A 24091-nucleotide genomic window follows, 5' to 3' on the forward strand; every position below is an offset into this window, starting at 1 on the left:
GAGCGTCAGCGGTCGGTGATGGACCACCGGCTCAGGTCGAGCCCCCAGTCGGACTCGAGGCGGGGCAGCTGGGGGAGGTACATCCCCCGCAGCGTCTCCTCCAACCCCTCGGGCCATTCCCAGTCGACCTTGCTGGTCGAGGACGACTTCCGTTCGGTCGAGCTCAGCGGGACGGGGTCCAGGCCCATCTGGCCCCAGGCAGCGTCGACGGCGGTCTGCGGGTCCGCCGCGGCGTCCTCGTAGAGCGCGACGTGCATCCGTTCCCGACCGATCTTCGAGGCCCAGCCGTCGAGCTGGTCGGCGTAGAAGCCGCTCCAGGTCTGCAGGATCGGCTGGACGGGGTAGGGGTAGGAGCGTTTCCGTCCGGCCGACAGACGCATGGCGGACCGGTAGCGCTCCAACGGGTCGCGCAGCAACACGAACACCGGTACGCCGGGGAGCAGGTTCGCCGCCGCGGTCGCGGTGGACGGTTGGCGGAGGTACTGCGGGGTCCACTCACCGCGGAGCAGGTCGTCGGCGGGGAACAACGAGGTGTAATCCTCGGCCGGTGTGAGGCCGTCCGCGACCTTGTGGAGCAGGTGCTGCTCCTTCTTGTCGTTGGTGCCCAGAGCGACGCGCGGGTGCTGCAGGAGGAGCCCGGTGAACCAGGTGGTGCCGCTTCGTTGGGCTCCGATCCCGAGCCAGGAGGGCCCACCGGACGGGTTCCGGGACGGCGTACGGGCAGAGGTCATGGGGCTATTCCTATCGTGTCGGCGGTTGCCCCGTCGTGTGCCCCGTCCTGTGCCCCGTCCTGCCGGGCGATGGCGACCAGGTCGCGCACGGGGCCGACCGGGGGAACCCGACCGCCGACCCACACGGCGCGGAACACCCGGGTCAGGTTCAGGTCCCGGGTCGGGACCTCCACGAGCAGACCCTGCTCGATGTCCCGCTCCACCAACCGACGACTCAGGAACGCCGGTGAGCTGCGGGCCAGCACCGCCGCCCGGATCGTGGTGGCGGTGGTGAGCTCGATGACCGCGTCGCCCATGGTCAGGCCGTGGGCGGCCAGGGCGACCTCGAGTACCTCCCGGGTCCCCGAGCCGCGTTCGCGACTGGTCAGCGGCAGCTTCGCCACCTGCTCCGGGGTCAGGGGCCGAGGAGGGGAGCCACGCCCACCCGAATCAGCCAGCGCACTTCCCGGTGCGGCGACCAGGACCAGCTCGTCACTGGCCACGGCCTGGTGGCGTACGCCGGACGGGGCGTCGACCCCTTCGACGAAACCGAGGTCGGCCGCTCCCGCCCGGACCGCTTCGAGCACCGAGCGCGTGTTCGCGGCCGTCAGGCTGACCGCGGTGGGCGGTTCGCCGGCGTCGAGTTGGCGCTGCCTCAGCTGCACCAGCCACCGGGGCAGCAGGCTCTCGGCGACCGTCGTGCTCGCCCAGACCGCCAACCCGCGGGACTTGTCGGTGCGCAGGCCGTCGATGGCCGCGGCTGTCTCGTCGGCCAGGTCGAGCAGTCGTCGGGCCCAACTCGCCACGATCACCCCCGCCTCGGTCAACCGTGAACCGCGGGCTCCGCGCTGCACCAACGCGAGCCCCACCTGGGTCTCCATGGCCCGGATCCGTTCGGAGGCCGCCTGCTGGCTGATGCCCTGGTCGCGGGCCGCGGCGCCGATGCTGCCGAGGGTCTCGACGGCCACCAGCAGGCGAAGGGCGGGGATCTCCGGTAGCAGCTGACTCACAGGCTCAACCGTAGTCCAGGCACAGGCAGAGGTTGTGGATGCACGCCTCGAAGGGGGCTACTGGTGCCGGCGTCACGGAGTCAGGCTGGGCTCATGACCACGCTCACCGACCTGGATCACGCCGCCTACGTCGGTGTCGATGTCGTCCAACGCGAACTGGGGGTGCCCGCGCCGCCGATCGGGTGGTCCCGGTTCCGCACCGGCCTGGACGGCCAGTCGGCGCTGGCGTACGTCGGACCCAACTGGTTCGCCACGGTGATGGGCACGGGCATCGTGGCCAATGCCGCTGCGACCCTGCCCGTGGGTTCGCCGGTCGTCGCCTCGGGCCTGCTGGGCTTCGCCCGGGGTGTCTGGGTCCTGGACGTGCTGCTGCTCGCGGTGGTCCTCACCGTCACGGCGCTGCACTGGGTGCGCCACCCCGAGGTGGCGCGCAGCCACCTGGACAGCCCGACGATGGCGCACTTCTACGGAGCGCCGGCGATGGCCCTGATGACCGTGGGCGCCGGAGCCGTCCTGGTGGGGCAACCCGTGATCGGTTCCACCGCGGCGATCGGGTTCGACGCCGTCCTGTGGTCGGCAGGAACCCTCCTGGGCCTCTGGACCGCGGTGATGGTGCCGCTCAAGATGTTCACCACGCACCAGGTCGGGTCCGACTCGGCGTTCGGTGGCTGGCTGATGCCCGTCGTACCCCCGATGGTGAGCGCGGCCACCGGCCCGCTGCTGATCCCGCACCTTCCCGCCGGTCAGTGGCAGCTGACGCTGCAGGTGGCCTGCTACGCCATGTTCGGTCTAGCGTTGCTGGCGAGCCTGGTCGTGATCGCGCTGATCTGGGGGCGATTGGTGCGGCACGGTGTCGGAGCGGCGGCGGCGGTGCCGACCCTCTGGATCGTGCTGGGTCCGTTGGGGCAGTCGATCACCGCGGCGTACACCCTGGGCGTGACCGCGCCGAACGCCCTGCCGCGGCCGTACGGCGACGCCTTCGCGGCGCTGGGCCCGGTCTACGGCCTACCCGTGTGGGGCTTCGCGATGCTGTGGCTCGCGTTGGCCGTCAGCATCACCGTGCGAACGGCCCGATCACCCGGCGGGCTGCCGTTCACCCTGACGTGGTGGTCCTTCACCTTCCCGGTGGGCACGGTGGTGACTGGCACCTCGGGCTTGGCGATCACCACTGGGGCTCATGCCTTCTCAGTCCTGGCGGTCGTGCTCTACACGGGGCTGGTGGTTGCCTGGGCCGTCGTGGCCACCCGCACGGTCCGAGGGATCACGGCCGGCCGATTGTTGGTCGCGCCGGTCGGCTGGGCGGGCCCACGATGACGGGGGTTTGTCGGCAGCAGGTGCCGACAAACCCCCGCTATGACGTGTGGGGCCACTCGGCGCCGCCGGTGTGAGACCGGCCCGCCTATGCTCCACGAAGGAGCCTGACGTCCCGCTCCGACAACCAGAACGGAGTCGAGAATGACGATTCAGCAGGCGAACGACATGAGGTCCACGGCGATGCTGGGGCTGGGTGTCTATCGGCCCGAACGGGTCGTCACGAACGATGAGATCTGCGAGAAGCTGGACTCCACCGACGAGTGGATCCAGAGCCGTTCGGGGATCAGGACCCGTCGCTTCGCCGGGCCGGGTGAGGACCTCATCACCATGGCGACCACGGCAGCCGAACGCGCCCTGACCGTTTCCGGGGTGTCGATCGACCAGATCGGATGCGTCATCGTGGCCACCTCGACGCATCCGGAACACACACCGGCGTCGGCGCCTCAGGTTGCGAACCGTCTCGGGTCGACCGCAGCGGCGTTCGACGTCTCCGCCGGATGCGCCGGCTTCTGCCACGCGCTCAACCTGGCGTCCGCCCTGGTGCGTTCCGGGGCGGAGGATCACGTGCTGGTCGTCGGCGTCGAGCAACTGAGCCGCTTCATGGATCCCACCGACCGGGGCACGGCGTTCATCTTCGCCGACGGCGCCGGTGCGGTGATCGTGGGGACAGCAGAGGCGGCCGGGATCGGCCCGACCGCCTGGGGCTCCGACGGCTCCAAGGCTCACGTCATCAACCAGACGCCCAGCTGTCTCAACGGCGGGCACGCCGATCACCCGGTGGTGCAGATGGAAGGGACGGCCGTGTTCCGCTGGGCGCCCTTCGCGATGGCCGAAGTGGCTCATGAGGCACTGGCCGGCGCCGGTGTCTCGGTCGACGACCTCGACGCCTTCATCCCCCACCAGGCCAACCTGCGCATCACCCAGACCCTGGCCCGCAACATCAAACTCCCCGAGTCGGTGGCGGTGGCCACGGACATCGTGGACGCGGGCAACACCTCAGCAGCGTCCGTACCCCTCGCGATGGAGGCCATGCTCCGATCTGGCCAGGCCAAGGCAGGCGATCTGGCGCTACTCATCGCATTCGGCGCCGGCCTGAGCTACGCCGGACAGGTCGTGTCGCTACCGCCGCACGAGTGACCCGGCGATCACGCTAGACCTGCGTTGCGGTCAATCCCGAGTGCAGATCTCGGCCACAGCGTAGGTCGCGGCACCAGTGGGTCGGCGTTCAAAGAAAGTGGCGGAGGATAGGGGATTCGAACCCCTGAGGGTTTTCACACCCAACCCGCTTTCCAAGCGAGCGCCATAGGCCACTAGGCGAATCCTCCGTCGCGGACCTTACCGGGCGAGGCCGGGAGTGTGAAAATGGCCCTCGCTACAGGTGTTCCGAGCCGCCCTGGCGTCGACCGGGTGGCGGGCCGTGATGCGCCCGCAGCGGACATCGCCTAAGGTTGGGGCCAACCCCCCATGTGGCGGCATCTTGCCCAACTCCCCCAGGGCCGGAAGGCAGCAAGGGTAAGCGAGCTCTGTCGGGTGCATGGGGGGCCTTTTCATGTCCACAGGTCCTCATGGCGGCGCCCGGACCGGGCTTCGGTGGATGAGCGGGTGGCCGTGTCGGTGAGGGTGGTTAGTGTGGCGTTCGTGGAGTCACCCCCGTCCAGCCCAGCAGCCGCGAGTATGGCGCTGTACCGCCGCTATCGCCCCGAGACCTTTGCCGAGGTCATCGGGCAGGACCACGTGACCACCCCGTTGCGTGCAGCGTTGGCCAACAACCGGGTGAACCACGCCTACCTGTTCTCCGGGCCACGCGGCTGTGGCAAGACCACCTCGGCGCGGATCCTGGCCCGAACGCTGAACTGCGACCTCGCGCCGGTCCCGGACCCCTGCGGGGAGTGCGAGAGTTGCCGGGATCTCGCCCGAGGCGGGGGTGGGTCGATGGACGTCATCGAGATCGACGCGGCCTCCCACGGTGGCGTGGACGATGCCCGTGACCTGCGGGAGAAGGCGTTCTTCGCGCCCGTCCGGGATCGCTACAAGGTCTACATCATCGATGAGGCCCACATGGTCTCCACGCAGGGTTTCAACGCCCTGCTGAAGTTGGTCGAGGAGCCCCCGCCGCACCTGCGGTTCATCTTCGCCACCACCGAGCCGGAGAAGGTCATCCCGACCATTCGCTCGCGGACCCACCACTACCCGTTCCGCTTGATCCCGCCGCGCACCCTGTCCGGCTACCTCTCGGAGTTGTGCGAGAAGGAGCAGGTCAGCATCGAGCCGGCCGCCCTGCCGCTAGTGGTGCGGGCCGGGGCCGGTTCGGCCCGGGACACCCTCTCGGTGCTCGACCAACTGCTCGGCGGGGCCGGCGAGGAGGGCGTGACCTACGAGTTGGCCAGCGGCCTGCTCGGCTACACCCCCGACAACCTCCTCGACGACGTCGTGGACGCGTTCGCGGCCGGTGACGGGTCCGGGGTCTTCGGGGTGGTCGACAAGGTGATCGAGACCGGTCAGGACCCGCGTCGGTTCACCGAGGACCTGCTGCGCCGTCTGCGTGACCTCGTCATCGTCTCGGCCGTGCCCGACGCTCCTGCCACCGGTTTGCTGGAGGTCTCCCAGGACCAGGGGGAACGACTGGTCGCCCAGGCGGCCCGGTTCGGGACCGCCGAGTTGAGCCGTGCCGCCGACCTCGTCGCGACCGGACTGACCGAGATGCGCGGGGCGACCGCGCCCCGGTTGCTCCTCGAACTCATCTGCGCCCGCGTGCTGCTGCCCGGGGCCGACCACACCACCCAGGGGGTGCTGGCGCGGCTCGACCGGCTGGAGCGTCGCAGCGCGATCTCGGGCACCCCCAGCGCAGCCGCTCCCACCGCCACCCCCACGCTCTCACCGACCGCGACTGTGCCGCTCCCGGCGCAAGACCGACCCGAGCACACCCCTGCGCCGATGAGCACCCAGCGCGCGGAGGCCCCCGTGGCGGCCGAGCCCGAGGTGCCCACACCGACTCCCAGCCGCCCGCCGGTGGAGCAGCCGGCCGCGCCGGTACAGGTGATGCCGGAGGCACCCGCTCCGGCCGCCGAGACCCCGCCGTCCGAGCCCGCCCCGGCTGCGCCGCCCCCGCAGGCTGCCCCGACTGTTCCGGTGGCCGTGCCTGAACCCGCCCCGTCGGCCACGACCGATGGGGCCACGGGTCCGGGCGGACTCACCCTGGCCGACGTACGCCGCCTGTGGCCGGACATCGTGGAGTCCACCAAGCAGCGCCGTCGGGTCACCTGGATCCACCTGACCCAGAATGCCCAGGTCGTTGCCGTGGGCCAGAGGGTGCTGACCCTGGGCTTCGCCAACTCCGGCGCCCGCGACTCCTTCGACTCCGGAGGAAGCGCGGAGATCGTGCGCCAGGCGGCAATCGACGTCGTCGGCGCCGACTGGAAGATCGAGACGATCGTGGATCCCGGGGCCGACGCCACCAAGGCGCCGCCTCCCGAGGCCGCCCCGCCGGCGTCCCGGTCTCCGCGGCCACTGGACGAGGTTCCCCCGGCGACCCAGAACCCGCCAGCACCGGAGGCCCCGCCTGCCGATCAGCAGCGACCCCCTGCCTGGATGGACGACGAGGCTCCGCCAGCCGCTCCAGCAGCCCCTCCAGAAGGCGCTCAGGAGCAGGCGGGTCCACCCCAGCAGCCCGACCGCCAAGCCGATGCGGCCTCGGTGGCGGCGGCGCGACAGGCCATCCAGCAGACCAGGCCGGCCGGAGCGGAGTCTTCAGCCGCGCCCGAGCGGGCCGCCGCGGACGCCGGAGCGCACCGTGACGACGCGGACGCCGACGCCGACGAGGCCGGTGGAGCCGATCTGCTGGCCCGCGAGCTGGGAGCACAGATGATCGAGGAGATCCCGCACTCGTGATGCAGTGTCCAGCGACCCGATCAGCCCCGTTCAGTTCACCGGTCACCCCGACAACCACCCCACCCAGACTCACGACAGACACCACGACAGAGAAGGCGCCACGATGACTCAGAACCCGTTCGACGCACTCACCGGCGGAGCGGAGGGAGGCGGCTTCGACATGAGCGCCCTCCTCCAGCAGGCCCAGCAGATGCAGGAGCAGCTCCAGGCGGCCCAGGAGCAGCTCGGGAAGGCGACCGTCGAGGGGACCGTCGCTGGTGGCGCGGTCACCGTGACCGTCAATGGCACCGGTGAGTTGATCGGGGTGGCGGTGAAGTCCGGCCAGTTCGACGGCGCCGACGCCGATGACCTCTCCGATCTCGGCGACATGGTCGTGGCGGCGTACCGCGACGCCAAGTCCCAGGCCGATGCGATGGCCGGCGAGCTCCTCGGCCCGCTGGCCGGTGGCGGCGCAGGGCCCGGCGGCGACGGACTCCCCGGCCTCGGCCAGTTGGGATTCTGAGCCAACTTGTACGAAGGCGTCGTTCAGGACCTCATCGACGAACTCGGGCGACTGCCCGGGATCGGACCCAAGAGCGCCCAACGCATCGCGTTCCACCTGCTTCAGGCCGAGGAGACCGACGTACGCCGTCTCGCCGAGACCCTGATCGAGGTCAAGGACAAGGTAAAGTTCTGCACGATCTGCTTCAACGTCTCCCAAGACGAGCAGTGCCGGATCTGCCGGGACCCCCGTCGGGACCCCTCGGTGTTGGCCATCGTCGAGGAGTACAAAGACGTCGTCGCCATCGAGCGGACGCGCGAGTTCAAGGGTCGCTATCACGTGCTGGGCGGGGCGATCTCCCCCATCGACGGGATCGGTCCGGAACAGTTGCGGATCAAGGAGCTCATGACCCGGCTCAGCGACGGGGCCATCACCGAGCTCATTCTCGCCACCGACCCGAACCTCGAGGGGGAGGCGACCGCGACGTACCTCACGCGTTTGCTACGCCCTATGGGCTTGCATGTGACACGGTTGGCTAGTGGACTGCCAGTAGGTGGTGATCTCGAGTACGCCGATGAGGTCACCTTGGGCCGAGCATTCGTGGGAAGGCGAGCAGCCGAATGAACGAACGCATGGAAAGCACCGACGCCGAGACGGCGCAGTTCGCCGAGGAGATCGCCGGGTCGGTCGCCGGCTTCTTGATCGCGTTGCGGGCCATCGCAGTGGAGGCCGACACCGGACGAGGCATCTCCTTGATGCTCCTCGAGATCAGCCAGGTGTTGCTGACCGGTGCGCGCCTGGGCGCCCAGCAGGACTTCTCCCCGCGCGGTGAGTACCAGCCCGACGTGGGGGCGGAGGCCGATCTGGACGAGATGCGGCTCGCGCTCGCGGTGATGCTGGGCAACCTCGACACCTACAGCTTCGTGTTCGACCCCTACGTCCCGGAGGTCGTGGAGAGTCAGCTCTCCGACGATCTGACCAGCATCGCCGCGGACCTCGAGAACGGTCTGCGGCACTACCGACTGGGCAATGTCGACGAGGCGTTGTGGTGGTGGCAGTTCTCCTACGTCTCATCGTGGGGCAACCTGGCCGGCGCCGCTTTGAACGCCCTGCTCTCGGTGGTTTCCCACGATCGTCTCGACGTCGACAACGACGCGGAGATCCCTCAGATCATCGCCGCCGAGGCTGTGCTGGACGACGTGCAGGCCTGACGCTGCCCACTCGGTAGGATCAGCACGTCCTTGTAGCAACGTCTTCCCCGATCTTTGGAGTGAGCCCGTTGGGCATTGTCGTGCAGAAATACGGCGGGTCTTCCCTGGCCGACGCCGGTCGAATCAAAGAGGTCGCCCGACGCATCGTGGAGACGAAGAAGGCCGGCCACGACGTCGTTGTCGCGGTCTCGGCCATGGGGGACAGCACCGACAACCTGCTGGACCTCGCCGAGGCCGTCAGCCCGATGCCCCCGGCGCGCGAGCTGGACATGCTCCTGACCGCCGGTGAACGCATCTCGATGGCGTTGGTCGCCATGGCGATCTCCGACCTCGGCTTCACCGCTCGGTCCTTCACCGGCTCCCAGGCCGGCGTGATCACCGACTCGGTGCACGGCAAGGCCAAGATCATCGACGTCACCCCCGGACGGATCAGCACCGCCGTCGAGGAGGGTCACGTGGTGATCGTGGCCGGCTTCCAGGGAGTCAGCCAGCACACCAAGGAGATCACCACCCTGGGTCGTGGCGGCACCGACACCACGGCGGTTGCCCTCGCTGCGGCGCTGAAGGCCGACTACTGCGAGATCTACACCGACGTCGATGGAGTCTTCACCGCTGACCCGCGCATCGTCCCCAGCGCCCGTCGCCTCGACCGGGTCTCCTATGAGGAGATGCTGGAGATGGCGGCATCCGGGGCGAAGATCCTGCACCTGCGGTGTGTCGAGTACGCCCGCCGCTACGACATGCCCGTCCACGTCCGGTCCTCCTTCTCCCAGAAGGAGGGCACCTGGGTCGGCCCTGAGCGCCCGCTCACCGCGGGGCCCCTACAGCCGTCCGAAGACCTATCGACAGATACCTCAGAAGGAGCCGCGCCCATGGAGCAGCCCATCATCGCCGGGGTCGCGCACGACCGCAGCGAAGCCAAGATCACCGTTGTCGGGGTCCCGGACAAGGTCGGCGAGGCCGCCCGGATCTTCGAGGCCCTCGCGGCCGTCGAGGTGAACATCGACATGGTCGTGCAGAACGTGTCGGCCGCCGCCACGGCGCGCACCGACATCTCCTTCACCCTCCCGCGCACCGACGGCCAGACCGCGGTCAACGCGTTGACCACCCTGAAGGACGAGATCGGCTTCGAGGAACTGCTCTACAACGACCACGTCGGTAAGGTGTCGCTGATCGGCGCCGGGATGCGCTCCCACCCGGGGGTGACCGCCAAGTTCTTCGGTGCACTGGCCTCCGTGGGGGTCAACATCGGGATGATCTCCACCTCCGAGATCCGGATCTCGGTCATCGTGGCCGAGTCGCAGGTCGACGACGCCGTGCGGGCCACCCACACCGCCTTCGACCTGGACTCCCGCGACGTCGAGGCCGTGGTCTACGGCGGGTCCGGCCGATGAGCGGCCTGCGGCCGCTCCGCCTGGGCATCGTCGGCGCCACCGGTCAGGTCGGCGTCGCGATGCGTCAGATCCTCGAGGAGCGCGACTTCCCCATCGAGGAGATCCGATTCTTCGCCTCCGCCCGCTCCGCCGGGACGACGCTGACCTTCGCCGGTCGCGACGTCGTCGTGGAGGACGCCGCGACCGCGGACCCCGCCGGGCTCGATGTGGCCCTCTTCTCGGCTGGCGCGACCACCTCCCGCGCCCTGGCTCCGGTCTTCGCCGCAGCCGGGGTCGTCGTGGTGGACAACTCCTCGGCCTTCCGTCGGGACCCCTCGATCCCGTTGGTCGTCTCCGAGGTCAACCCCGGTGACATCGAGATCGCGCTGGGTGAGGGTGGCGGCAACATCATCGCCAACCCGAACTGCACCACGATGGCCGCGATGCCGGTCCTCAAGCCCCTGCACGACGAGGCGGGCCTGGTCCGACTGATCGCCTCGACGTACCAAGCCGTCTCCGGGTCCGGTGTCGCCGGGGTGGAGGAGCTGTCCTCCCAGGTGTCGGCGGCCGGCGAGAAGGCCACCGAGCTGGCCTACGACGGCACAGCCATCGACTTCCCGGCGCCGGTGAAGTACGAACGCACCATCGCCTACAACGTGCTGCCCCTCGCGGGGGCGCTGGTGGACGACGGGTCGGGTGAGACCGACGAGGAGCAGAAACTGCGCAACGAGTCGCGCAAGATCCTCGGCATCCCCGACCTGCTGGTCTCCGGCATCTGCGTGCGGGTGCCGGTCTTCACCGGTCACTCACTGGCCATCAACGCCGAGTTCGCCCGCGCCCTCCCGGTTGATCGCGCCCGCGAACTGCTCGCCGACGCACCCGGGGTGGAGTTGGCCGAGATCCCGACGCCGCTCGCCGCCGCCGGACGGGATCCGTCGTACGTCGGTCGGTTGCGGCAGGACGAAGGCGTCCCGGATCAGCGGGGACTGGCGTTGTTCGTCTCCGGGGACAACCTGCGCAAGGGCGCGGCCCTGAACACCGTGCAGATCGCCGAACTGCTCGCTGCTCGCTGAGCCCGCCGCCCCGGGTCAGGGGCGGCGAGGCGCGCTGTTCGATCGAGGGGGGTCAGTCGACCCGCTGGTCGCGGGTCTGATCCATGGCCGGTTCGACCACCGCGGTGGTGATGTAGTGCGACAGGGCGTAGGCCCCGGCGCTCATCGCGGGGATGAGCAGGAACATCCACCAGTCCAACAGGCTGTCGATGAAGACGACCATGGACAGCACGACGACGATGCCGACGGCGAGGAAGCTGGTGCTCCCGGGGTCGGGGATTCCGAAGGCGCGCAGCAACAGGGCGCCGACGTAGACCGCCAGCACGATCAGGACCACCAGGAGGGCGAACCCCCCAGCGCCGCCGCAGCTCTTCGTGCCGCGGATCGCATCACAGCCGCGCAGGACTCCCGCGGTGGACAGGACGAGCCCGAGGCCGATCACGGCGCCGGTGAGAGCGGCCGCCATCCGCCCGTTGAGCGGTGGCAGGGGAATCCTCGGCAGCGAGGACTTGGGTCCGGACGCGGCGTCGGGGGATGTGCCCCGAGGCTTGCGGCGTGGGAACGACGGCAGCGCGACGGTGGGCAGGCCGCGCTTGACCTTGTCCTTCGTGCCGCCACCTACTGGCGCCGCGGTGACGGTGGAGGTCTCGGCGGTGGCCGGGGCCGAGACGGCTGGCGTGGGGTCGGGCTCGGTGGTCGGGACGGTTGCTGCGGGATCGGGCATCTGCGCGACCGACTGGGCCTGGGGTGTGGCGCTGACCGGGGCCGTGGGGCGCCGCGGCGGCACCTCCGCTTCCGTCGCAGGCGTCACCTCGGCCGGGGTCGGGGTGGCGGGTGTGGTGCGCGCGGCGGGCTGGGCCGGGGCTACGGGCGCAGACGGCTCCGACTCCAGCTCTGTCTCCGGTTGGGCCTCCCGCTTGGCGTTCCCTTTGTTAGAGGCGGCGTCGGCCTTGCCGCTCTTCTTCCGGCCGAAGAGCTTGGGTAGCTCCAGGTTGGGTTCGAGGTTCTTGTCGTCGTCGGCCATGGCCCAAGTTTGGCACGCGTTCGCCTACCGCAGCGCCGAATGCCCGGCGTACGACAAGAGCCCCGGTCCTCAAGGAGGAATCCGGGGCTCTCGCAGTCGATCTGTCGGGCTGACAGGATTTGAACCTGCGGCCTCGTCGTCCCGAACGACGCGCGCTACCAAACTGCGCCACAGCCCGATCATGGCTGACCCGAGGGTCGACCAACAGTGCCTGAGCATACCGGAGCGGTATCCCGCTTGCGGAACCGGCGCTGGCTGCGGCGACCCAGCCCGCGTCGGTTGGGGCCGTGGTGGCTCGGGTCGGCGGTGAGTAGGGAGCCGAATGGGGCGCGCGAACGGCTTCTCACTCACCGCCGCCCCGGGCACCGCTGCCGATCAGACGCGCGCAACCAGCGTCATCAGGGTCGCCTCGGGACGGCAGGCGAGCCTCAACTGGACGAAGGGGCTGGTGCCGATGCCGGCCGAGACGTGGAGCCAGGACGACTCCGGGTCGCCGTCGCGGGAGTCGGCAGGGTGCCGGTGCAGGCCCCGGGCGCGCGCCGGCTCCAGGTCGCAGTTGGTGGTCAGCGCCCGGCCACCGGGGAGACAGACCTGCCCGCCGTGGGTGTGGCCAGCGATGATGGCGTCGTACCCGTCGGCGGCGTACTGGTCCAGCACCCGGAGGTAGGGCGCATGGGTGACTCCCAGACGGACGTCGGCCTCGGTGTCGGCCGGGCCGCGGACGAGGTCGAGGCGGTCGTACTCCAGGTGCGGGTCGTCCACGCCGGCGAACGCGATGGTCGTGTCGCCGACCTTCACCCGGGCGCGTGTGTTGGTGAGGTCCACCCAACCGGCGTCGGTGAAGCCGCGGGTGAGTTCGGGCCACGGCAGTTGGGGTGAGTAGACGTGGCGGGAACCGTCATCGGCAGTGAGGTAGCGGAGCGGGTTGCGCAGGGTGGGGGAGTAGTAGTCGTTGGACCCCAGGACGAACACCCCCGGTCGGTCCAGGAGCGGTCCCAAACAGTCGGCGACGATCGGCACCGAGTCGCGGTGCGAGAGGTTGTCGCCGGTGTTGATGACCAGATCCGGCTCGAGGTCGCGCAGGGTGCGCAGCCACTCCTGTTTGCGGCCCTGGTTGGGGGTCATGTGGATGTCACTCAGGTGCAGCGCCCGCAGTGGAGCCATGCCCGGCGGCAGGATCGGCACCTCGACGCGACGCAGGACGAAGGAGCGGGCCTCCCAGGCGGCGTACGCCGTCACCCCGAGACCCGCGGCCGCGCCGCCTGCGGTCAGCCGCGCAAGACTCTGCCATCGCAACAGGGGAAGGAGGGACACGAGGCAAGGCTGTCACAATGCCCCTATGAGTGCTCTCAAGGACCGACTGCGAACCGATCTCACCGCCGCCATGAAGGCCCGCGACGAGATGCGGTCCTCGACGCTGCGCATGGTGCTCACCGCCATCACCAACGCCGAGGTGGCCGGCAAGCAGGCCCGCGAACTCAGCGATGACGACATCATCGGAGTGCTCTCGACCGAGGCCAAGAAGCGCCGTGAGGCGGCCGTCGCCTTCGTGGAGGCCGGTCGCGACGAGATGGCGGCCAAGGAGCGCGCCGAGGGCGTGATCCTGGCCGACTACCTCCCGGCCCAGCTCTCGCCGGAGGAGATCTGCGCCGTCGTCTCCGCAGCCGTGGAGAAGCTCGGGGTCGCCGGCGCCGGCCCCAAGGCCATGGGTCAGGTGATGGGCGTGGTGACCCCTCAGGTCAAGGGCCAGGCCGATGGCGCCGCCGTCGCCGCCGAGGTACGCCGCCAGCTCGGGTAGTCCGGGCGCGCCAGTTTCACCGGCCGGCCGGTGAAACTCATGCTTGGACGATAAAACTTTCTCGTCCAAGCATGAGTTTTCTCGTCCAAGGTGCCGGTGAAGGCCTTAGCCGCGACCTCCGCGGCCGTTCCCGTTGTTGCCGTTGCCCCCAGAACTAGTGGGCGGAGCGGGCGCGACCGGAGCCGCGGGCGCCGGGACCGAGGTCTGGCCGGCCCCGGGGGTGGCGCTGGGGTAGATGAACGGTTCGTTGGCCAGGTTGTCGTCGATGACCTTCATCGCGTCCCCCCAGATGGGCGCAGCGAATCCGGAACCGGAGGCGCTCGGGATGAAGCCGCCGCCGACCGTTTGACCGGCCAGACCGATCGGGGTGCCGAACTCGTTGGCGCCACCGATCGTCGCCGCGCCCGCCATGTTGGCGGTGTAACCCACGAACCACACCGACTTGCCGTCGTTGGTCGTGCCGGTCTTGCCGGCCGCGGGCTGGTCGAGGGCCTGCGCAGCGGCGAAGCCACCCTCGATCACGCCGCGGAGGACGTCACTGACCGCATCTGCGGTCGACTCCTGCAACACCCGCTGGCAGGAGTCGGCGTAGTCCTTGATCTTGTTGCCGTTGGCGTCGAGGATCGAGGTCACCGGGCGCGAGTCACAGTGCACGCCGCGAGCGGCGAACGTCGCGTAGGCCTCGGCCATCTCCAGGGGGCTGGCGTTGGCCGTGCCCAGCGTGAAGTTGGGGATTCGCTCGGCGCCGAGCCCGTTCGCGTCTCCCGTGGGGTTGGTCAATCGGACCCCCATCGACTTGGCGAGGCGGTACGGATCGCAGACGCCGGTGTCCTGTTCGAGGCGCATGAAGAAGGTGTTCACCGACAACCGGGTGCCGGTGTACATGTTCATCAGCCCGCTCGAGGTGGAGTTGGGGATCTCAAAACTGCCGGCTCCGAAACTCGGGGCGCCCGAACAGTTCTTGTAGTCGGCCAGGTTGAAGGTCTTCACGGCGGGGGAGTCGTACGTCGTCGACAGGGGCAGGCCCTGTTCGAGGGCCTGGGCCAGGACGAACACCTTGAACGTGGAGCCGGCCTGGAAGCCGTTGGAGTCCCCGAGCTCCTTGGGGACCGCGTAGTTCAGGAACGTCTCGCCCTTCTTCTTGTCGAAGCCCATCGGCCGCGACTGGGCGATCGCGCGGACCTTGCCGCTGCCCGGCTCCACCAGCGCCAGCGCACCGACGGCGGAGTCGGTGGCGAACACGCGACCGCGGACGGCCTCGTCGGCCGCCTTCTGCATGTCGAGATCGACCGTCGTACGGATCGTCAGTCCGCCGGTGTTCAGGAGCTGTCGACGATCGGCGACGGTCTTGCCCAGCGCCTTGTCCTTCTCGAGATAGTTCACGACGTACTGGCAGAAGAACGGCACCCGAGCGCTGAGGCAACCCTGTCGGGTGTCCTGCAACTTCAGCCCGAGCTTGCGCGCCTTCAGTTTGTCGGCCTGCTGGTCGGGGATCACGTTCAGTTGCGCCATCCGGTCCAGCACGATGTTGCGGCGCTGCGTGGCCCGGTCGGGGTACTTCGACGGGTCGTAGGCGGTCGGGCTCTGCACCAGACCGGCGAGCATCGCCGACTGCTTGACGTTGAGCTTCTTGGCGTTGACGTCGAAGTAGTGGCGGGCGGCGGCCTGGATGCCGTAGGCCCCGTCGCCGAAGAAGGCGGTGTTGAGGTAGCGCTCGAGGATCCAGTCCTTCGACTGCTGCTGCTCCAACGCGATGGCGTAGCGCAGCTCGTTGATCTTGCGCGCGTAGGTCTCCTCCTTGGCCGCGAGGGCCTCCTCGGGGGAGTCGGCCTGCTGGACCAGGGTCAACTTGACCAGTTGCTGGGTGATCGAGGAGCCACCCTGGACGACGCCGGAACTGGCCTGGTTGGTCACCAGGGCGCGCAGCGTGCCCTTCACATCCAGGGCGCCGTGCTCGTAGAACCGGTAGTCCTCGATGGCGACGATGGCCTGCACCATCGGCCGGGAGACCTGCGAGAGCGAGACGTTGACCCGGTTCTCGTCGAACAGGGTGGCCAGCAGATTGCCCTGGCCGTCCACGACCCGGGTGCGTTGCGGCAGCGCCTCGGTCTGGAGTTCGGCCGGCAACTCGTCCATGGTGTCGGCGACGTTCCGGGTGGTGAAGCCCAACACCCCGGCGAACGGGATCGCCAGACCGGCGACGACGATACCGAGGACGACGGACACGACGGCCATGACGCCCAGGTGCGAAAGCACTCGGGACGCGGCTGGACGCTCAGAAGGGGGCCTAGACATGCGGCCCAGGATACGGGAGCGCCAGTAGCGCCGCCCAGTTCCGGCGTTTGACCAGCCCACAGGCCTCCTCGCCCGCAGACCCTGGGGCGGCTTAGTCCGATATGACTAGTCATTCGTGACTAGACAACTTGGGTCGTTTGACGTCTGTTGAATAAGACTGATCTTCTTTACCTTTAGATCAGCAGTCAGGGAGTGGGGCGTCTATGGGGACGCAACCCTGATCGCACCATCACAGGATGTGGGTTACCTCATGTGGGTTGAAGATTGGGCGCCTCGCGCCGCGTGCCGGGCCACCCGCCCGGACCAACTGTTCGTCCGCGGCGCGGAGCAGAACAAAGCCAAGCAATTGTGTTCGGGTTGTCCCGTGCGCACTGAATGTCTCGCCGAGGCACTCGACAACCAGATTGAGTGGGGTGTATGGGGCGGCATGACCGAGCGTGAGCGGCGGGCACTGCTGCGTCGTCGCCCAGCTGCGTCGTGGCGCACCGTGCTCGAGAGCGCCCGGCTCGAGAGCAACGCCGACGCTGTCGTCTCCGCCTCCGTCTGAGACCGACCCCCCCAGGGGCCCATCGACCAGTTCGCTAGTCGGTGGCCCCAGCGAGCAGCGCGCCGATCCGGCGCAGCCCGTCGAGGTCGTGTACGTCGCCCGCCAGCGCCGGCGCGACGGCACTGGCGACATTCGGGTGCGCCGCGGCGAACCGCTCGCGCAGAAGTGCCTCACGCGCCACCAGTCGTGACTGGTCGGCGTGCAGGCGAAGCAGACCCGCAGTCAACGACTGCGGGTTTTTGGCGCGCAACCGGTCGGCCGCGGCGCTCGCCTCGTCGCCGGAGAGATCGGCGTCGGGCGACGAACTGGCCCGGTTGATCACCAAACCGGCCAACGGCATCGCGTCCTGACTGAGCCGCTCCACGAAGTACGCCGCCTCGCGCAGGGCGTCCGGTTCGGGAGCCGCGACCACGACGAAGGCCGTTTCGTCGGCCTGCAGCAACGCGTAGGTCTTCTGAGCACGCAATCGGAATCCGCCGAAGACGCTGTCGATGGCGGCGACGAAGGTCTGCAGGTCCCGCAACACCTGGGCGCCGAGGATCTTGGTCAGCGCGTTCGTCAGCAGACCGAGTCCGGCGGTCATGATCCTCGCCGGGCCCCGGGCAGGTGCGAGCATGAGGCGGATGAAGCGGCCGTCGAGGAAGCTGGAGAGCCGCTCGGGAGCGTCGAGGAAATCCAACGCCGAGCGTGAGGGCGGGGTGTCGACGACGATCAGGTCATAGCTCCCGTCCTGACGCGCATCAGCGTGGATCTGCCCGAGCTTCTCCATCGCCATGTACTCCTGAGTGCCGGCGAAGGAACTGGACAGGGTGATGTAGAAGGGATTGGCCAGGATCGCCGCCGCCTTCTCGGGGCTGGCCTGACCCTCGACCAACTCGTCGAAGGTGCGTTTCATGTCGAGCATCATGGCGTCGAGCTTCCCGCCGGCACGGGTGTCGATGTCGGACACCGGGCGGGGGGTGTTGTCGAGTTCGGCGATTCCCATGGACTGAGCCAGGCGTCGTGCCGGGTCGATGGTCAACACGACCACCTTGCGACCTCGTTCGGCAGCGCGCAGGGCCAGCGCGGCCGAGGTGGTCGTCTTGCCGACCCCGCCGGACCCGCAGCACACGATGATGCCCGTGCCCGGGTCATCGATCAGGGCGTCGATGTCGAGTTGCGGAGCCGTGGCCCCGGTGCGGTGGGGAGTTGCGGGGCCGACCCGCGTGCGTGCCTTGCTCATCGGAGTCCCTGTTCTTTCAGCATGGCGGCGATCTCGTAGAGCGCGCCGACGTCGACCCCCTGGGAGAGCCGCGGCAGTTCGTAGGTCGGCACCCCCATCTGTTCCACGAGCAGCCGTTGGGAGTCCTCGAGGGTCCGCCGCTCTGCGTGCTCGTGGGCCAGATGGGCCAGGCTGTCCACCAGGTCGTCCTCGGACGACCCGAGGTCGATCCCGGAGGCGTGGAGGTCCGCCGTGATCGCGGAACGATCCAGGGTTCCGTTGGTGGCCGCGGCCAGGTCACGGTCGGCCAGGTCTCGCGGGCGGACCAGGTTGACGATGACGCCGCCCACCGGGAAGTCCACGGCCCGCAACTCCGCGATCCCGTCGCTGGTCTCCTGGACCGGCATCTCCTCCAGCACGGTGACCAGGTGCACCGCGGTGCGCGGCGAGCGGAACAGCGTCATCATCGTGTCGGCCTGGCTCTTGATCGGCCCGACCTTGGCCAGCCCGGCCAGCTCGTTGCTGACATTCATGAACTGCACGATGCGGCCCGTCGGCGGGGCGTCGAGGACCACGGCGTCGTACTGGATCGCGCCCTTGTTGCGCGAGTTGCGTTCGACGGCCTCGAAGACCTTTCCGGTCAGGAGTACGTCGCGCACCCCCGGCGCGATCGTGGTGGCGAACTCGATGACCCCGAATCGATCGAGGGCACGTCCGGCGCGACCGAGTTTGTAGTAGAGGGCGAGGTACTCGAGCAGCGCGGCTTCGGCGTCGATGTGCAGGGCGTGTACGACGCCCCGGCGGCCCTCCTCGTCGGGGAGCCCGGTGGTGATGCGTTGCTCCACCGTGGGGAGGGGGTCGAGGTCGAACATCCGGGCGATCCCCTGGCGGCCCTCGACCTCGCAGAGCAAAACGTTCTTGCCGTCGGTGGCCAGGGACAGGGCGAGTGCCGCGGCGACCGTGGACTTGCCCGTGCCGCCCTTGCCCGTCACGACGTGCAGTCGAACCTTGGCCCAGGGATCCTGGTTGGAATCCTGGCGAGTCTGTGTCACGGGGTCGCTCACGTGCACAAGCCTAGAAGGTGGCACCCACACCCGTGGGCGTTGCTGAGTATCGGGGCCCGCCTTCGTGGCCCGGGACACAGAGCCGCGACGGACGCGTGAAGGTCAGGGCCCCGAGAAGGCCACCCGCAGCGTCCATCTGGGTCAGTTGCCCCTGGCCCTTTCGGGTCATGGCGGACCCCAGAGTGCCAGCGTAGAGAGGAGGGTCCACCCCTGAATCGACCTAGGAGTCATCATGCCCGCTTCCGCTACCTCGTCCTCGACCCCAGGTTCGCGCAGGCGTCGACCGTCGCTGCCGTTGTTGATCTCGCTGTTGGCCCTCGTCATCTCCATGGGGGGCACCAGCTACGCGGCGGTCAAGATCAACGGCAACCAGATCAAGAACGGAACGGTGGCCAACAAAGCGTTGAAGGCCAAGACCATCAAGGGGAACAAGGTCAAACTCGATGCCCTGACGGGCAAACAGGTCAAGGAGTCGACCCTCGGGCAGGTCCCCTCGGCGGCCAGTGCAGACAGTGCGCCCCCGGTGGGATCCGCCGGCGGCGGCCTCTCCGGGGCCTATCCCAACCCGGAGGTGGCCGACGGGTCGATCGTCTCCTCGAAGCTGGGGACGATCACAAGACGCTCGAAGAGCCTGGGCGTCGGCGGCGGATCCGCTGGCTCTCTCGTGCAGTACTGCCTGGCGGGTGAGACCGTCATTGGTGGCGGGTTCTCCGGTGCATACGAAATGCAGGTCATGGACTCCCGAGCAGTAGGAACGACCGGTTGGTCGGTGGGTATGCGGAACGACACGGCCTCATCGCAGACCGCCACCTTCTACGCATACTGTCTGGCCCCGTGAGCCGAACCCAGTAGGAGCGAACTGTGGGTCAGTCGCGTGGCCCTGATCACATCGTCGGCGCCATGCCTTACGGTGCTCGGCATGGACAAAGTCGTCTCAACCGCCGCGGAAGCCGTGGCGGACATCGGGTCCGGATCGATGATCGCGGTCGGTGGTTTCGGGTTGTGTGGCATTCCCTCGGTGTTGATCGAGGCGTTGCTCGAATCGGGAGTCACCGATCTGCATGCAGCGTCGAACAACTGCGGCGTCGACGATTGGGGGTTGGGGCTCCTGCTGGAGGCCAAGCGTCTGAGTCGGATGACCGCGTCGTACGTCGGGGAGAACAAGGAGTTCGCCCGCCAGTACCTCTCCGGTGAGCTCGAGGTCGAGCTCACCCCGCAGGGCACCCTGGCCGAGCGCATGCGCGCCGGCGGCTCCGGGATCGCGGCGTTCTACACCGCGACCGGTGGCGGAACCCAGGTCGCGGAGGGTGGCATCCCGTGGAAGTACGACGACCAGGGCAACGTCACCAAGTCCTCGCCACCCAAGGACACCCGGACCTTCGAGACGCACGACGGTCCCAAGGAGTTCGTGCTCGAGGAGGCCATCGTGGCCGACTTCGGCCTGGTGCGTGCCTGGAAGGGCGACCGGCACGGCAACCTGATCTATCGCCAGTCCGCACAGAACTTCAACCCGTTGGCCGCGATGTCGGGACGGGTCACCATCGCCGAGGTCGAGGAACTGGTCGAGCCGGGCGAGTTGGACCCGAACGCCATCCACACCCCTGGTGTGTTCGTGCAACGGGTGGTCCAGCTGACCCCCGAGCAGGCCGCCGACAAGCGCATCGAACGTGTCACCACACGAGGCCCCCGGGAGGCGAAGTCATGAGTTGGACCCGCGAGGAGATGGCCGCCAGGGCGGCCTCCGAACTGACCGACGGTTCCTACGTCAACCTCGGCATCGGCCTGCCGACGCTCGTCCCGAACTACGTCGACGACGACGTCGAGCTGGTCCTCCAGTCGGAGAACGGCATTCTCGGGGTGGGGGCCTACCCCTACGACGGCGAAGCCGATCCCGACGTGATCAACGCCGGCAAGGAGACCGTCACGTTGCGGCGGGGGGCGTCGTACTTCGACTCCGCCACCTCCTTCGGGATGATCCGCGGCGGGAAGATCGATGCCGCGATCCTCGGCGCCATGCAGGTCTCGGCCATCGGTGACATCGCCAACTGGATGATCCCCGGCAAGATGGTCAAGGGCATGGGTGGCGCGATGGACCTCGTCCACGGGGCCAAACGGGTCATCGTGCTGATGGAGCATGTCGCCAAGGACGGGTCCTACAAGATCGTCAACGAGTGCTCGCTGCCCTTCACCGGCCGCAAGGTCGTTCAGCGGATCATCACCGACCTGTGCGTCATCGACATCGAGCCCGACGGCCTGCACCTGGTCGAGTTGGCCCCCGGAGTCACCGAGGACGAGGTCCGCGAGAAGACCGAGCCCGACCTGATCGTCTGAGCTGGCGCTCCTCGCACCTCACCTACTTCGGCGGCAACGCCGAAGCCAGGGCGACGCCGTACCCGATCCACTCCTCGAGGTCGTCGTCCTCGACGAGGGCCTCGGCGTCCACGCGGAGAAACGTCTTGGACGTCCGCTCACCCATGGCCATCGGGGTCACGTGATCGCGTTCGACGAGTACGCCGAACTGCTCGGGGGTGACCCGCACCATCATCCGGCCCTCCTCGCCGATGGCGAGCGCCATGTTGCCGTTGAGCAGGAAGGCCAGCCCGCCGAACATCTTCTTCTCGGTGAGGATGTCGGCGGTCTCGATCCGCTCGCGAACCCGATCGGCCATCGCTTCGTCGTACGCCATGGGTGACAGTCTGCCCCTCCGCGATGGTCGGTGGGGTCCGAGTAAGGTGCGAGACATGACGCAGCCGCGAACCAAATGGGAATACCTGACCGCGCCGATCCTCACGCACGCCGCGAAGCAGATCTTGGACAACTTCGGTTCAGACGGGTGGGAGTTGGTGCAGATCGCTCCCGGCATGAACCCGGAGAACCTGGTCGGCTACTTCAAGCGCCCGATCGAGGGATGAGCCCCGCATGAGTGCCGTGGGACCCGAGGCCCGGTTGGCGCAGATGGGCCTGTCGGTCCCGGAGGTCGCGGCGCCGGTGGCGGTCTACGTCCCCGCGGTCCGCTCCGGTGACCACATCTTCACCTCTGGGCAACTCCCGATGCGCTCGGGTGAACTGATGGCGGCCGGGAAGGTCGGCGGCGAGGTGACCTCTGATGAGGCCGTCGAGTGCGCCCAGCAGTGTGCGCTGAACGCGATCGCCGCGATCAAGTCCGTGATCGGCGACCTGACTTTGGTCGAGCAGGTGGTCAAGGTCGTGGTTTTCGTGGCCTCCACCCCTGACTTCACCGGCCAGCCCGGTGTGGCCAACGGGGTCTCCGAGTTGCTCGGTGAGGTCTTCGGCGACGCCGGCGTCCACGCCCGCTCCGCGGTCGGCGTACCGGTCCTGCCGTTGGATTCGCCCGTGGAGGTCGAAGTCATGGTCCGCGTCGCCGCGGCCAGTTGAGGAGAGCCCGATGACGATGAGGATTCCGCTGCCACCGGTCCCGCTGCAGGCTTCGACGGTGGATCTCGCCGCTGAGTTCGTCGACGGCACCCGTACGCCCGCCGAGCCGCGCAACGCCGCCACCGTGGTGCTGTTGCGCCCCGGCGCCCATGAGGCGCCCGAGGTGTACTTGCTGCGCCGCCAGGTCTCGATGGAGTTCGCCGGCGGCTTCTGTGTGTTCCCCGGAGGCGGGGTCGACAAGCGCGACTACGACACCACCGTCGCGTGGGCCGGGCCCTCGCCCGCCGAGTGGGCCACGTCCCTCGGGTGCGACGAGCACCTCGCCGGGGCCCTGGTGTGCGCCGCGGTGCGGGAGACCTTCGAGGAGTCGGGCGTGCTCCTGGCGGGCGCCTCGGCCGACGAGGTCGTGGCCGACACCACCGGGGATGACTGGGAGGCCGATCGGGTCGCCCTGGAGTCACGCGAGCTGTCGATGACCGACTTCCTCAATCGCCGGGGCCTGGTGCTGCGCACCGACCTGCTCGGCGCCTGGGACGCCTGGCTGACCCCGACCTTCGAGCCGAAGCGCTACCGGACCTGGTTCTTCGCCGCGGTGCTGCCCGAGGGGCAACGCACGCGCGACGTCTCCTCCGAGTCCTCCGAGGTGACCTGGATGACGGCGGCCGACGCTGCTGCCGCTGCCGACGGCGGGGACATGATGATGCTGCCTCCGACCTTCCTGACCTGCCTGGACGTGGCCCAACACTCGAGCGTCCACGCGGTGCTCGAGGAGAGTCGTGGGCGTTCTCTGGAGATGTTCTGCCCCGAGGTCGAACCTTTGGGGGACGGCTTCACCCTGTCCCTGCCCGAGCGGCTGCGGCCGATGGTGGCGCATCGGTTTCCTTCATGAGTGAGGCGATCGCCGATCGCTGGACCGGTGGTTCCTTCGGGGAACGCGGACGCTGCATCTTGGCGCCCAACGCCGACTTCATGACCCTGGACGGCACCAACACCTGGATCCTGCGCGAGCCGGGTGCGGCCCGCTCGATCGTCGTCGATCCGGGGCCGTCGATGATCACGCACCTCGACGCGGTCGCCGAGGTGGCCGGTGACGTCGCGGCTGTGCTGCTGACCCACCACCACCTGGATCACTCCGAAGCGGCCCGTGAGTTCGCCGAGCGGGTGGGGTGCGGCGTACGCGCGCTGGATCCGGAGTACCGCCTGGGCTCCGAGGGCCTGGGGGACGGCGACGTCGTCGAGGTCGATGGTTTGGAGGTCCACGTGATCGGTACGCCCGGCCACACAGCCGACTCGCTGTCGTTCCTGCTGCCCGCCGAGCGGACCGTGCTGACCGGGGACACCGTCCTGGGTCGGGGGACCACCGTGGTCGCTCACCCCGACGGCGAACTCGGGGCCTACCTCGACTCACTGGACCGACTCCACGCCCTGGCCGACAAGCACGAGATCGAGTCGATCTGGCCCGGACACGGTCCGGTGATCGCCGAGGCGTTGCCGGTGCTCGACTACTACCGCACGCACCGCGCCGAGCGCCTGGCCCAGGTCGAGGCCGCCGTGGCTTCGTTACGGGATCGGCCCCACCCTGAAGGCATGGCCGCAGACGAGTTCCCCCGGGCCGTGGTGGAGAAGGTGTACGCCGACGTCGACCCCGTTCTGTGGGGTGCCGCCGAACTCTCCGTCCGCGCCCAGTTGGCCTATCTCGCCCGACGCTGAAAATCGGGATAGTCCCT

Annotated in this window: 25 protein-coding genes, 2 tRNA genes and 1 other RNA gene; 18 read left to right on the plus strand and 10 right to left on the minus strand. The window is 68.8% G+C overall.

Translation table 11 applies throughout. The features are described from left to right. Positions 1-5 precede the first annotated feature (5 nt). A complete protein-coding gene (locus tag ACYVLV_RS05910) occupies positions 6-731 on the minus strand; it encodes a hypothetical protein (RefSeq protein WP_460808433.1) in 726 nt (241 codons plus the stop codon). Continuing rightward, positions 728-1720 (minus strand): LysR family transcriptional regulator, encoded by a 993-nt coding sequence (locus ACYVLV_RS05915; RefSeq protein WP_460808435.1) that lies wholly within the window; start codon positions 1718-1720, stop codon positions 728-730. Before ACYVLV_RS05915 ends, ACYVLV_RS05910 begins: the two co-directional genes overlap by 4 nt. A gap of 93 nt (positions 1721-1813) precedes the next feature. Here ACYVLV_RS05915 and ACYVLV_RS05920 point away from each other — a divergent pair, with 93 nt between their 5' ends. Together ACYVLV_RS05920 and ACYVLV_RS05925 are read left to right on the plus strand one after the other, a co-directional pair. Beyond that, positions 1814-3034, plus strand: a complete 1221-nt coding sequence (locus tag ACYVLV_RS05920) for a TDT family transporter (RefSeq protein ID WP_460808436.1) — start codon at positions 1814-1816, stop codon at positions 3032-3034. A 141-nt stretch (positions 3035-3175) separates the two neighbouring features. After that, positions 3176-4171 carry a beta-ketoacyl-ACP synthase III gene (locus ACYVLV_RS05925; protein ID WP_460808437.1) on the plus strand — a complete coding sequence of 332 codons (996 nt, stop codon included), beginning with the start codon at positions 3176-3178 and terminating at the stop codon, positions 4169-4171. 98 nt (positions 4172-4269) lie between these two features. On the opposite strand, the gene ACYVLV_RS05930 is transcribed toward ACYVLV_RS05925, so the two are convergent. Next, positions 4270-4359, minus strand: a tRNA-Ser gene (locus tag ACYVLV_RS05930). A gap of 131 nt (positions 4360-4490) precedes the next feature. Here ACYVLV_RS05930 and ffs point away from each other — a divergent pair. The 7 genes from ffs to ACYVLV_RS05965 all read left to right on the plus strand — a co-directional run bounded on the left by ffs (position 4491) and on the right by ACYVLV_RS05965 (position 11060). After that, positions 4491-4581: signal recognition particle sRNA small type (gene ffs, locus ACYVLV_RS05935), an RNA gene on the plus strand. 127 nt (positions 4582-4708) lie between these two features. Next, entirely contained in the window at positions 4709-6922 is a 2214-nt protein-coding gene (locus ACYVLV_RS05940; protein ID WP_460808520.1) for a DNA polymerase III subunit gamma and tau, read from the plus strand. Positions 6923-7025: 103 nt separating this feature from the next. Further along, a complete protein-coding gene (locus tag ACYVLV_RS05945; RefSeq protein ID WP_460808438.1) occupies positions 7026-7424 on the plus strand; it encodes a YbaB/EbfC family nucleoid-associated protein in 399 nt (132 codons plus the stop codon). A gap of 6 nt (positions 7425-7430) precedes the next feature. After that, entirely contained in the window at positions 7431-8027 is a 597-nt protein-coding gene (gene recR / locus ACYVLV_RS05950; RefSeq protein ID WP_460808439.1) for a recombination mediator RecR, read from the plus strand. An 8-nt stretch (positions 8028-8035) separates the two neighbouring features. Next, on the plus strand, positions 8036-8614 hold the full coding sequence (locus ACYVLV_RS05955) for a DUF5063 domain-containing protein (protein WP_460808440.1): 579 nt from the start codon (positions 8036-8038) through the stop codon (positions 8612-8614). 80 nt (positions 8615-8694) lie between these two features. After that, complete coding sequence (locus ACYVLV_RS05960; RefSeq protein WP_460808521.1) at positions 8695-10008, plus strand: aspartate kinase; 1314 nt, start codon at positions 8695-8697, stop codon at positions 10006-10008. Continuing rightward, a complete protein-coding gene (locus tag ACYVLV_RS05965; protein ID WP_460808441.1) occupies positions 10005-11060 on the plus strand; it encodes an aspartate-semialdehyde dehydrogenase in 1056 nt (351 codons plus the stop codon). Before ACYVLV_RS05960 ends, ACYVLV_RS05965 begins: the two co-directional genes overlap by 4 nt. Before the next feature lie 52 nt (positions 11061-11112). On the opposite strand, the gene ACYVLV_RS05970 is transcribed toward ACYVLV_RS05965, so the two are convergent. The 3 genes from ACYVLV_RS05970 to ACYVLV_RS05980 form a co-directional block, all read right to left on the minus strand. Then, positions 11113-12063, minus strand: coding sequence for a hypothetical protein (locus ACYVLV_RS05970; RefSeq protein WP_460808443.1), 951 nt, complete (start codon positions 12061-12063; stop codon positions 11113-11115). 104 nt (positions 12064-12167) lie between these two features. Continuing rightward, positions 12168-12241 (minus strand) — tRNA-Pro (locus ACYVLV_RS05975). A gap of 197 nt (positions 12242-12438) precedes the next feature. Next, complete coding sequence (locus ACYVLV_RS05980) at positions 12439-13377, minus strand: metallophosphoesterase (protein WP_460808445.1); 939 nt, start codon at positions 13375-13377, stop codon at positions 12439-12441. Positions 13378-13402: 25 nt separating this feature from the next. On the opposite strand from ACYVLV_RS05980, the gene ACYVLV_RS05985 reads away from it, so the two are divergent. Beyond that, on the plus strand, positions 13403-13861 hold the full coding sequence (locus ACYVLV_RS05985) for a GatB/YqeY domain-containing protein (protein WP_460808447.1): 459 nt from the start codon (positions 13403-13405) through the stop codon (positions 13859-13861). Positions 13862-13966: 105 nt separating this feature from the next. On the opposite strand, the gene ACYVLV_RS05990 is transcribed toward ACYVLV_RS05985, so the two are convergent. After that, entirely contained in the window at positions 13967-16156 is a 2190-nt protein-coding gene (locus ACYVLV_RS05990; protein ID WP_460808449.1) for a transglycosylase domain-containing protein, read from the minus strand. A gap of 250 nt (positions 16157-16406) precedes the next feature. On the opposite strand from ACYVLV_RS05990, the gene ACYVLV_RS05995 reads away from it, so the two are divergent. Then, a complete protein-coding gene (locus ACYVLV_RS05995; RefSeq protein WP_460808451.1) occupies positions 16407-16703 on the plus strand; it encodes a WhiB family transcriptional regulator in 297 nt (98 codons plus the stop codon). 34 nt (positions 16704-16737) lie between these two features. Here ACYVLV_RS05995 and ACYVLV_RS06000 read toward each other — a convergent pair whose 3' ends face one another. Then, the gene (locus ACYVLV_RS06000; protein ID WP_460808453.1) at positions 16738-17925 is read right to left on the minus strand and encodes an ArsA family ATPase; all 1188 of its coding nucleotides are present in this window, start codon (positions 17923-17925) and stop codon (positions 16738-16740) included. Next, positions 17922-18968, minus strand: coding sequence for an ArsA-related P-loop ATPase (locus tag ACYVLV_RS06005; RefSeq protein WP_460808455.1), 1047 nt, complete (start codon positions 18966-18968; stop codon positions 17922-17924). Before ACYVLV_RS06005 ends, ACYVLV_RS06000 begins: the two co-directional genes overlap by 4 nt. A gap of 232 nt (positions 18969-19200) precedes the next feature. Here ACYVLV_RS06005 and ACYVLV_RS06010 point away from each other — a divergent pair, with 232 nt between their 5' ends. From ACYVLV_RS06010 to ACYVLV_RS06020, 3 genes are all read left to right on the plus strand, one after another. Then, positions 19201-19806, plus strand: a complete 606-nt coding sequence (locus ACYVLV_RS06010; protein ID WP_460808457.1) for a hypothetical protein — start codon at positions 19201-19203, stop codon at positions 19804-19806. Positions 19807-19887: 81 nt separating this feature from the next. Then, on the plus strand, positions 19888-20673 hold the full coding sequence (locus ACYVLV_RS06015; protein WP_460808459.1) for a CoA transferase subunit A: 786 nt from the start codon (positions 19888-19890) through the stop codon (positions 20671-20673). Further along, positions 20670-21299, plus strand: a complete 630-nt coding sequence (locus tag ACYVLV_RS06020) for a CoA transferase subunit B (RefSeq protein WP_460808461.1) — start codon at positions 20670-20672, stop codon at positions 21297-21299. The genes ACYVLV_RS06015 and ACYVLV_RS06020 overlap by 4 nt, the downstream gene beginning before the upstream one ends. Before the next feature lie 22 nt (positions 21300-21321). Here ACYVLV_RS06020 and ACYVLV_RS06025 read toward each other — a convergent pair whose 3' ends face one another. Continuing rightward, complete coding sequence (locus ACYVLV_RS06025; RefSeq protein ID WP_460808463.1) at positions 21322-21654, minus strand: TfoX/Sxy family protein; 333 nt, start codon at positions 21652-21654, stop codon at positions 21322-21324. A gap of 55 nt (positions 21655-21709) precedes the next feature. On the opposite strand from ACYVLV_RS06025, the gene ACYVLV_RS06030 reads away from it, so the two are divergent. From ACYVLV_RS06030 to ACYVLV_RS06045, 4 genes are read left to right on the plus strand one after another with little or no spacing between them, the layout of a single operon-like run. Further along, complete coding sequence (locus ACYVLV_RS06030) at positions 21710-21880, plus strand: DUF4177 domain-containing protein (protein ID WP_460808464.1); 171 nt, start codon at positions 21710-21712, stop codon at positions 21878-21880. 7 nt (positions 21881-21887) lie between these two features. Beyond that, a complete protein-coding gene (locus tag ACYVLV_RS06035; protein ID WP_460808466.1) occupies positions 21888-22364 on the plus strand; it encodes a RidA family protein in 477 nt (158 codons plus the stop codon). A gap of 10 nt (positions 22365-22374) precedes the next feature. Further along, a complete protein-coding gene (locus ACYVLV_RS06040) occupies positions 22375-23253 on the plus strand; it encodes an NUDIX hydrolase (protein WP_460808468.1) in 879 nt (292 codons plus the stop codon). After that, positions 23250-24074, plus strand: coding sequence for an MBL fold metallo-hydrolase (locus ACYVLV_RS06045; protein WP_460808469.1), 825 nt, complete (start codon positions 23250-23252; stop codon positions 24072-24074). Before ACYVLV_RS06040 ends, ACYVLV_RS06045 begins: the two co-directional genes overlap by 4 nt. The last annotated feature ends 17 nt before the right edge of the window (positions 24075-24091 follow it).

Source organism: Nocardioides salsibiostraticola, from assembly GCF_054783655.1.

What these genes read in the sequence shown, in the direction of transcription:
- ACYVLV_RS05990 (WP_460808449.1), bottom strand. Translation starts at nt 16,156, where the DNA reads ATGTCTAGGCCCCCTTCTGAGCGTCCAGCCGCGTCCCGAGTGCTTTCG.
- ACYVLV_RS05925 (WP_460808437.1), top strand. Translation starts at nt 3,176, where the DNA reads ATGACGATTCAGCAGGCGAACGACATGAGGTCCACGGCGATGCTGGGG.
- ACYVLV_RS05985 (WP_460808447.1), top strand. Translation starts at nt 13,403, where the DNA reads ATGAGTGCTCTCAAGGACCGACTGCGAACCGATCTCACCGCCGCCATG.
- ACYVLV_RS06010 (WP_460808457.1), top strand. Translation starts at nt 19,201, where the DNA reads ATGCCCGCTTCCGCTACCTCGTCCTCGACCCCAGGTTCGCGCAGGCGT.
- ACYVLV_RS05955 (WP_460808440.1), top strand. Translation starts at nt 8,036, where the DNA reads ATGGAAAGCACCGACGCCGAGACGGCGCAGTTCGCCGAGGAGATCGCC.
- ACYVLV_RS05965 (WP_460808441.1), top strand. Translation starts at nt 10,005, where the DNA reads ATGAGCGGCCTGCGGCCGCTCCGCCTGGGCATCGTCGGCGCCACCGGT.
- ACYVLV_RS06015 (WP_460808459.1), top strand. Translation starts at nt 19,888, where the DNA reads ATGGACAAAGTCGTCTCAACCGCCGCGGAAGCCGTGGCGGACATCGGG.
- ACYVLV_RS05970 (WP_460808443.1), bottom strand. Translation starts at nt 12,063, where the DNA reads ATGGCCGACGACGACAAGAACCTCGAACCCAACCTGGAGCTACCCAAG.
- ACYVLV_RS05945 (WP_460808438.1), top strand. Translation starts at nt 7,026, where the DNA reads ATGACTCAGAACCCGTTCGACGCACTCACCGGCGGAGCGGAGGGAGGC.
- ACYVLV_RS05940 (WP_460808520.1), top strand. Translation starts at nt 4,709, where the DNA reads ATGGCGCTGTACCGCCGCTATCGCCCCGAGACCTTTGCCGAGGTCATC.
- ACYVLV_RS06040 (WP_460808468.1), top strand. Translation starts at nt 22,375, where the DNA reads ATGACGATGAGGATTCCGCTGCCACCGGTCCCGCTGCAGGCTTCGACG.
- ACYVLV_RS06020 (WP_460808461.1), top strand. Translation starts at nt 20,670, where the DNA reads ATGAGTTGGACCCGCGAGGAGATGGCCGCCAGGGCGGCCTCCGAACTG.
- ACYVLV_RS06045 (WP_460808469.1), top strand. Translation starts at nt 23,250, where the DNA reads ATGAGTGAGGCGATCGCCGATCGCTGGACCGGTGGTTCCTTCGGGGAA.
- ACYVLV_RS05910 (WP_460808433.1), bottom strand. Translation starts at nt 731, where the DNA reads ATGACCTCTGCCCGTACGCCGTCCCGGAACCCGTCCGGTGGGCCCTCC.
- ACYVLV_RS05920 (WP_460808436.1), top strand. Translation starts at nt 1,814, where the DNA reads ATGACCACGCTCACCGACCTGGATCACGCCGCCTACGTCGGTGTCGAT.
- ACYVLV_RS06030 (WP_460808464.1), top strand. Translation starts at nt 21,710, where the DNA reads ATGACGCAGCCGCGAACCAAATGGGAATACCTGACCGCGCCGATCCTC.
- ACYVLV_RS06025 (WP_460808463.1), bottom strand. Translation starts at nt 21,654, where the DNA reads ATGGCGTACGACGAAGCGATGGCCGATCGGGTTCGCGAGCGGATCGAG.
- ACYVLV_RS05995 (WP_460808451.1), top strand. Translation starts at nt 16,407, where the DNA reads ATGTGGGTTGAAGATTGGGCGCCTCGCGCCGCGTGCCGGGCCACCCGC.
- ACYVLV_RS06000 (WP_460808453.1), bottom strand. Translation starts at nt 17,925, where the DNA reads ATGAGCAAGGCACGCACGCGGGTCGGCCCCGCAACTCCCCACCGCACC.
- ACYVLV_RS06035 (WP_460808466.1), top strand. Translation starts at nt 21,888, where the DNA reads ATGAGTGCCGTGGGACCCGAGGCCCGGTTGGCGCAGATGGGCCTGTCG.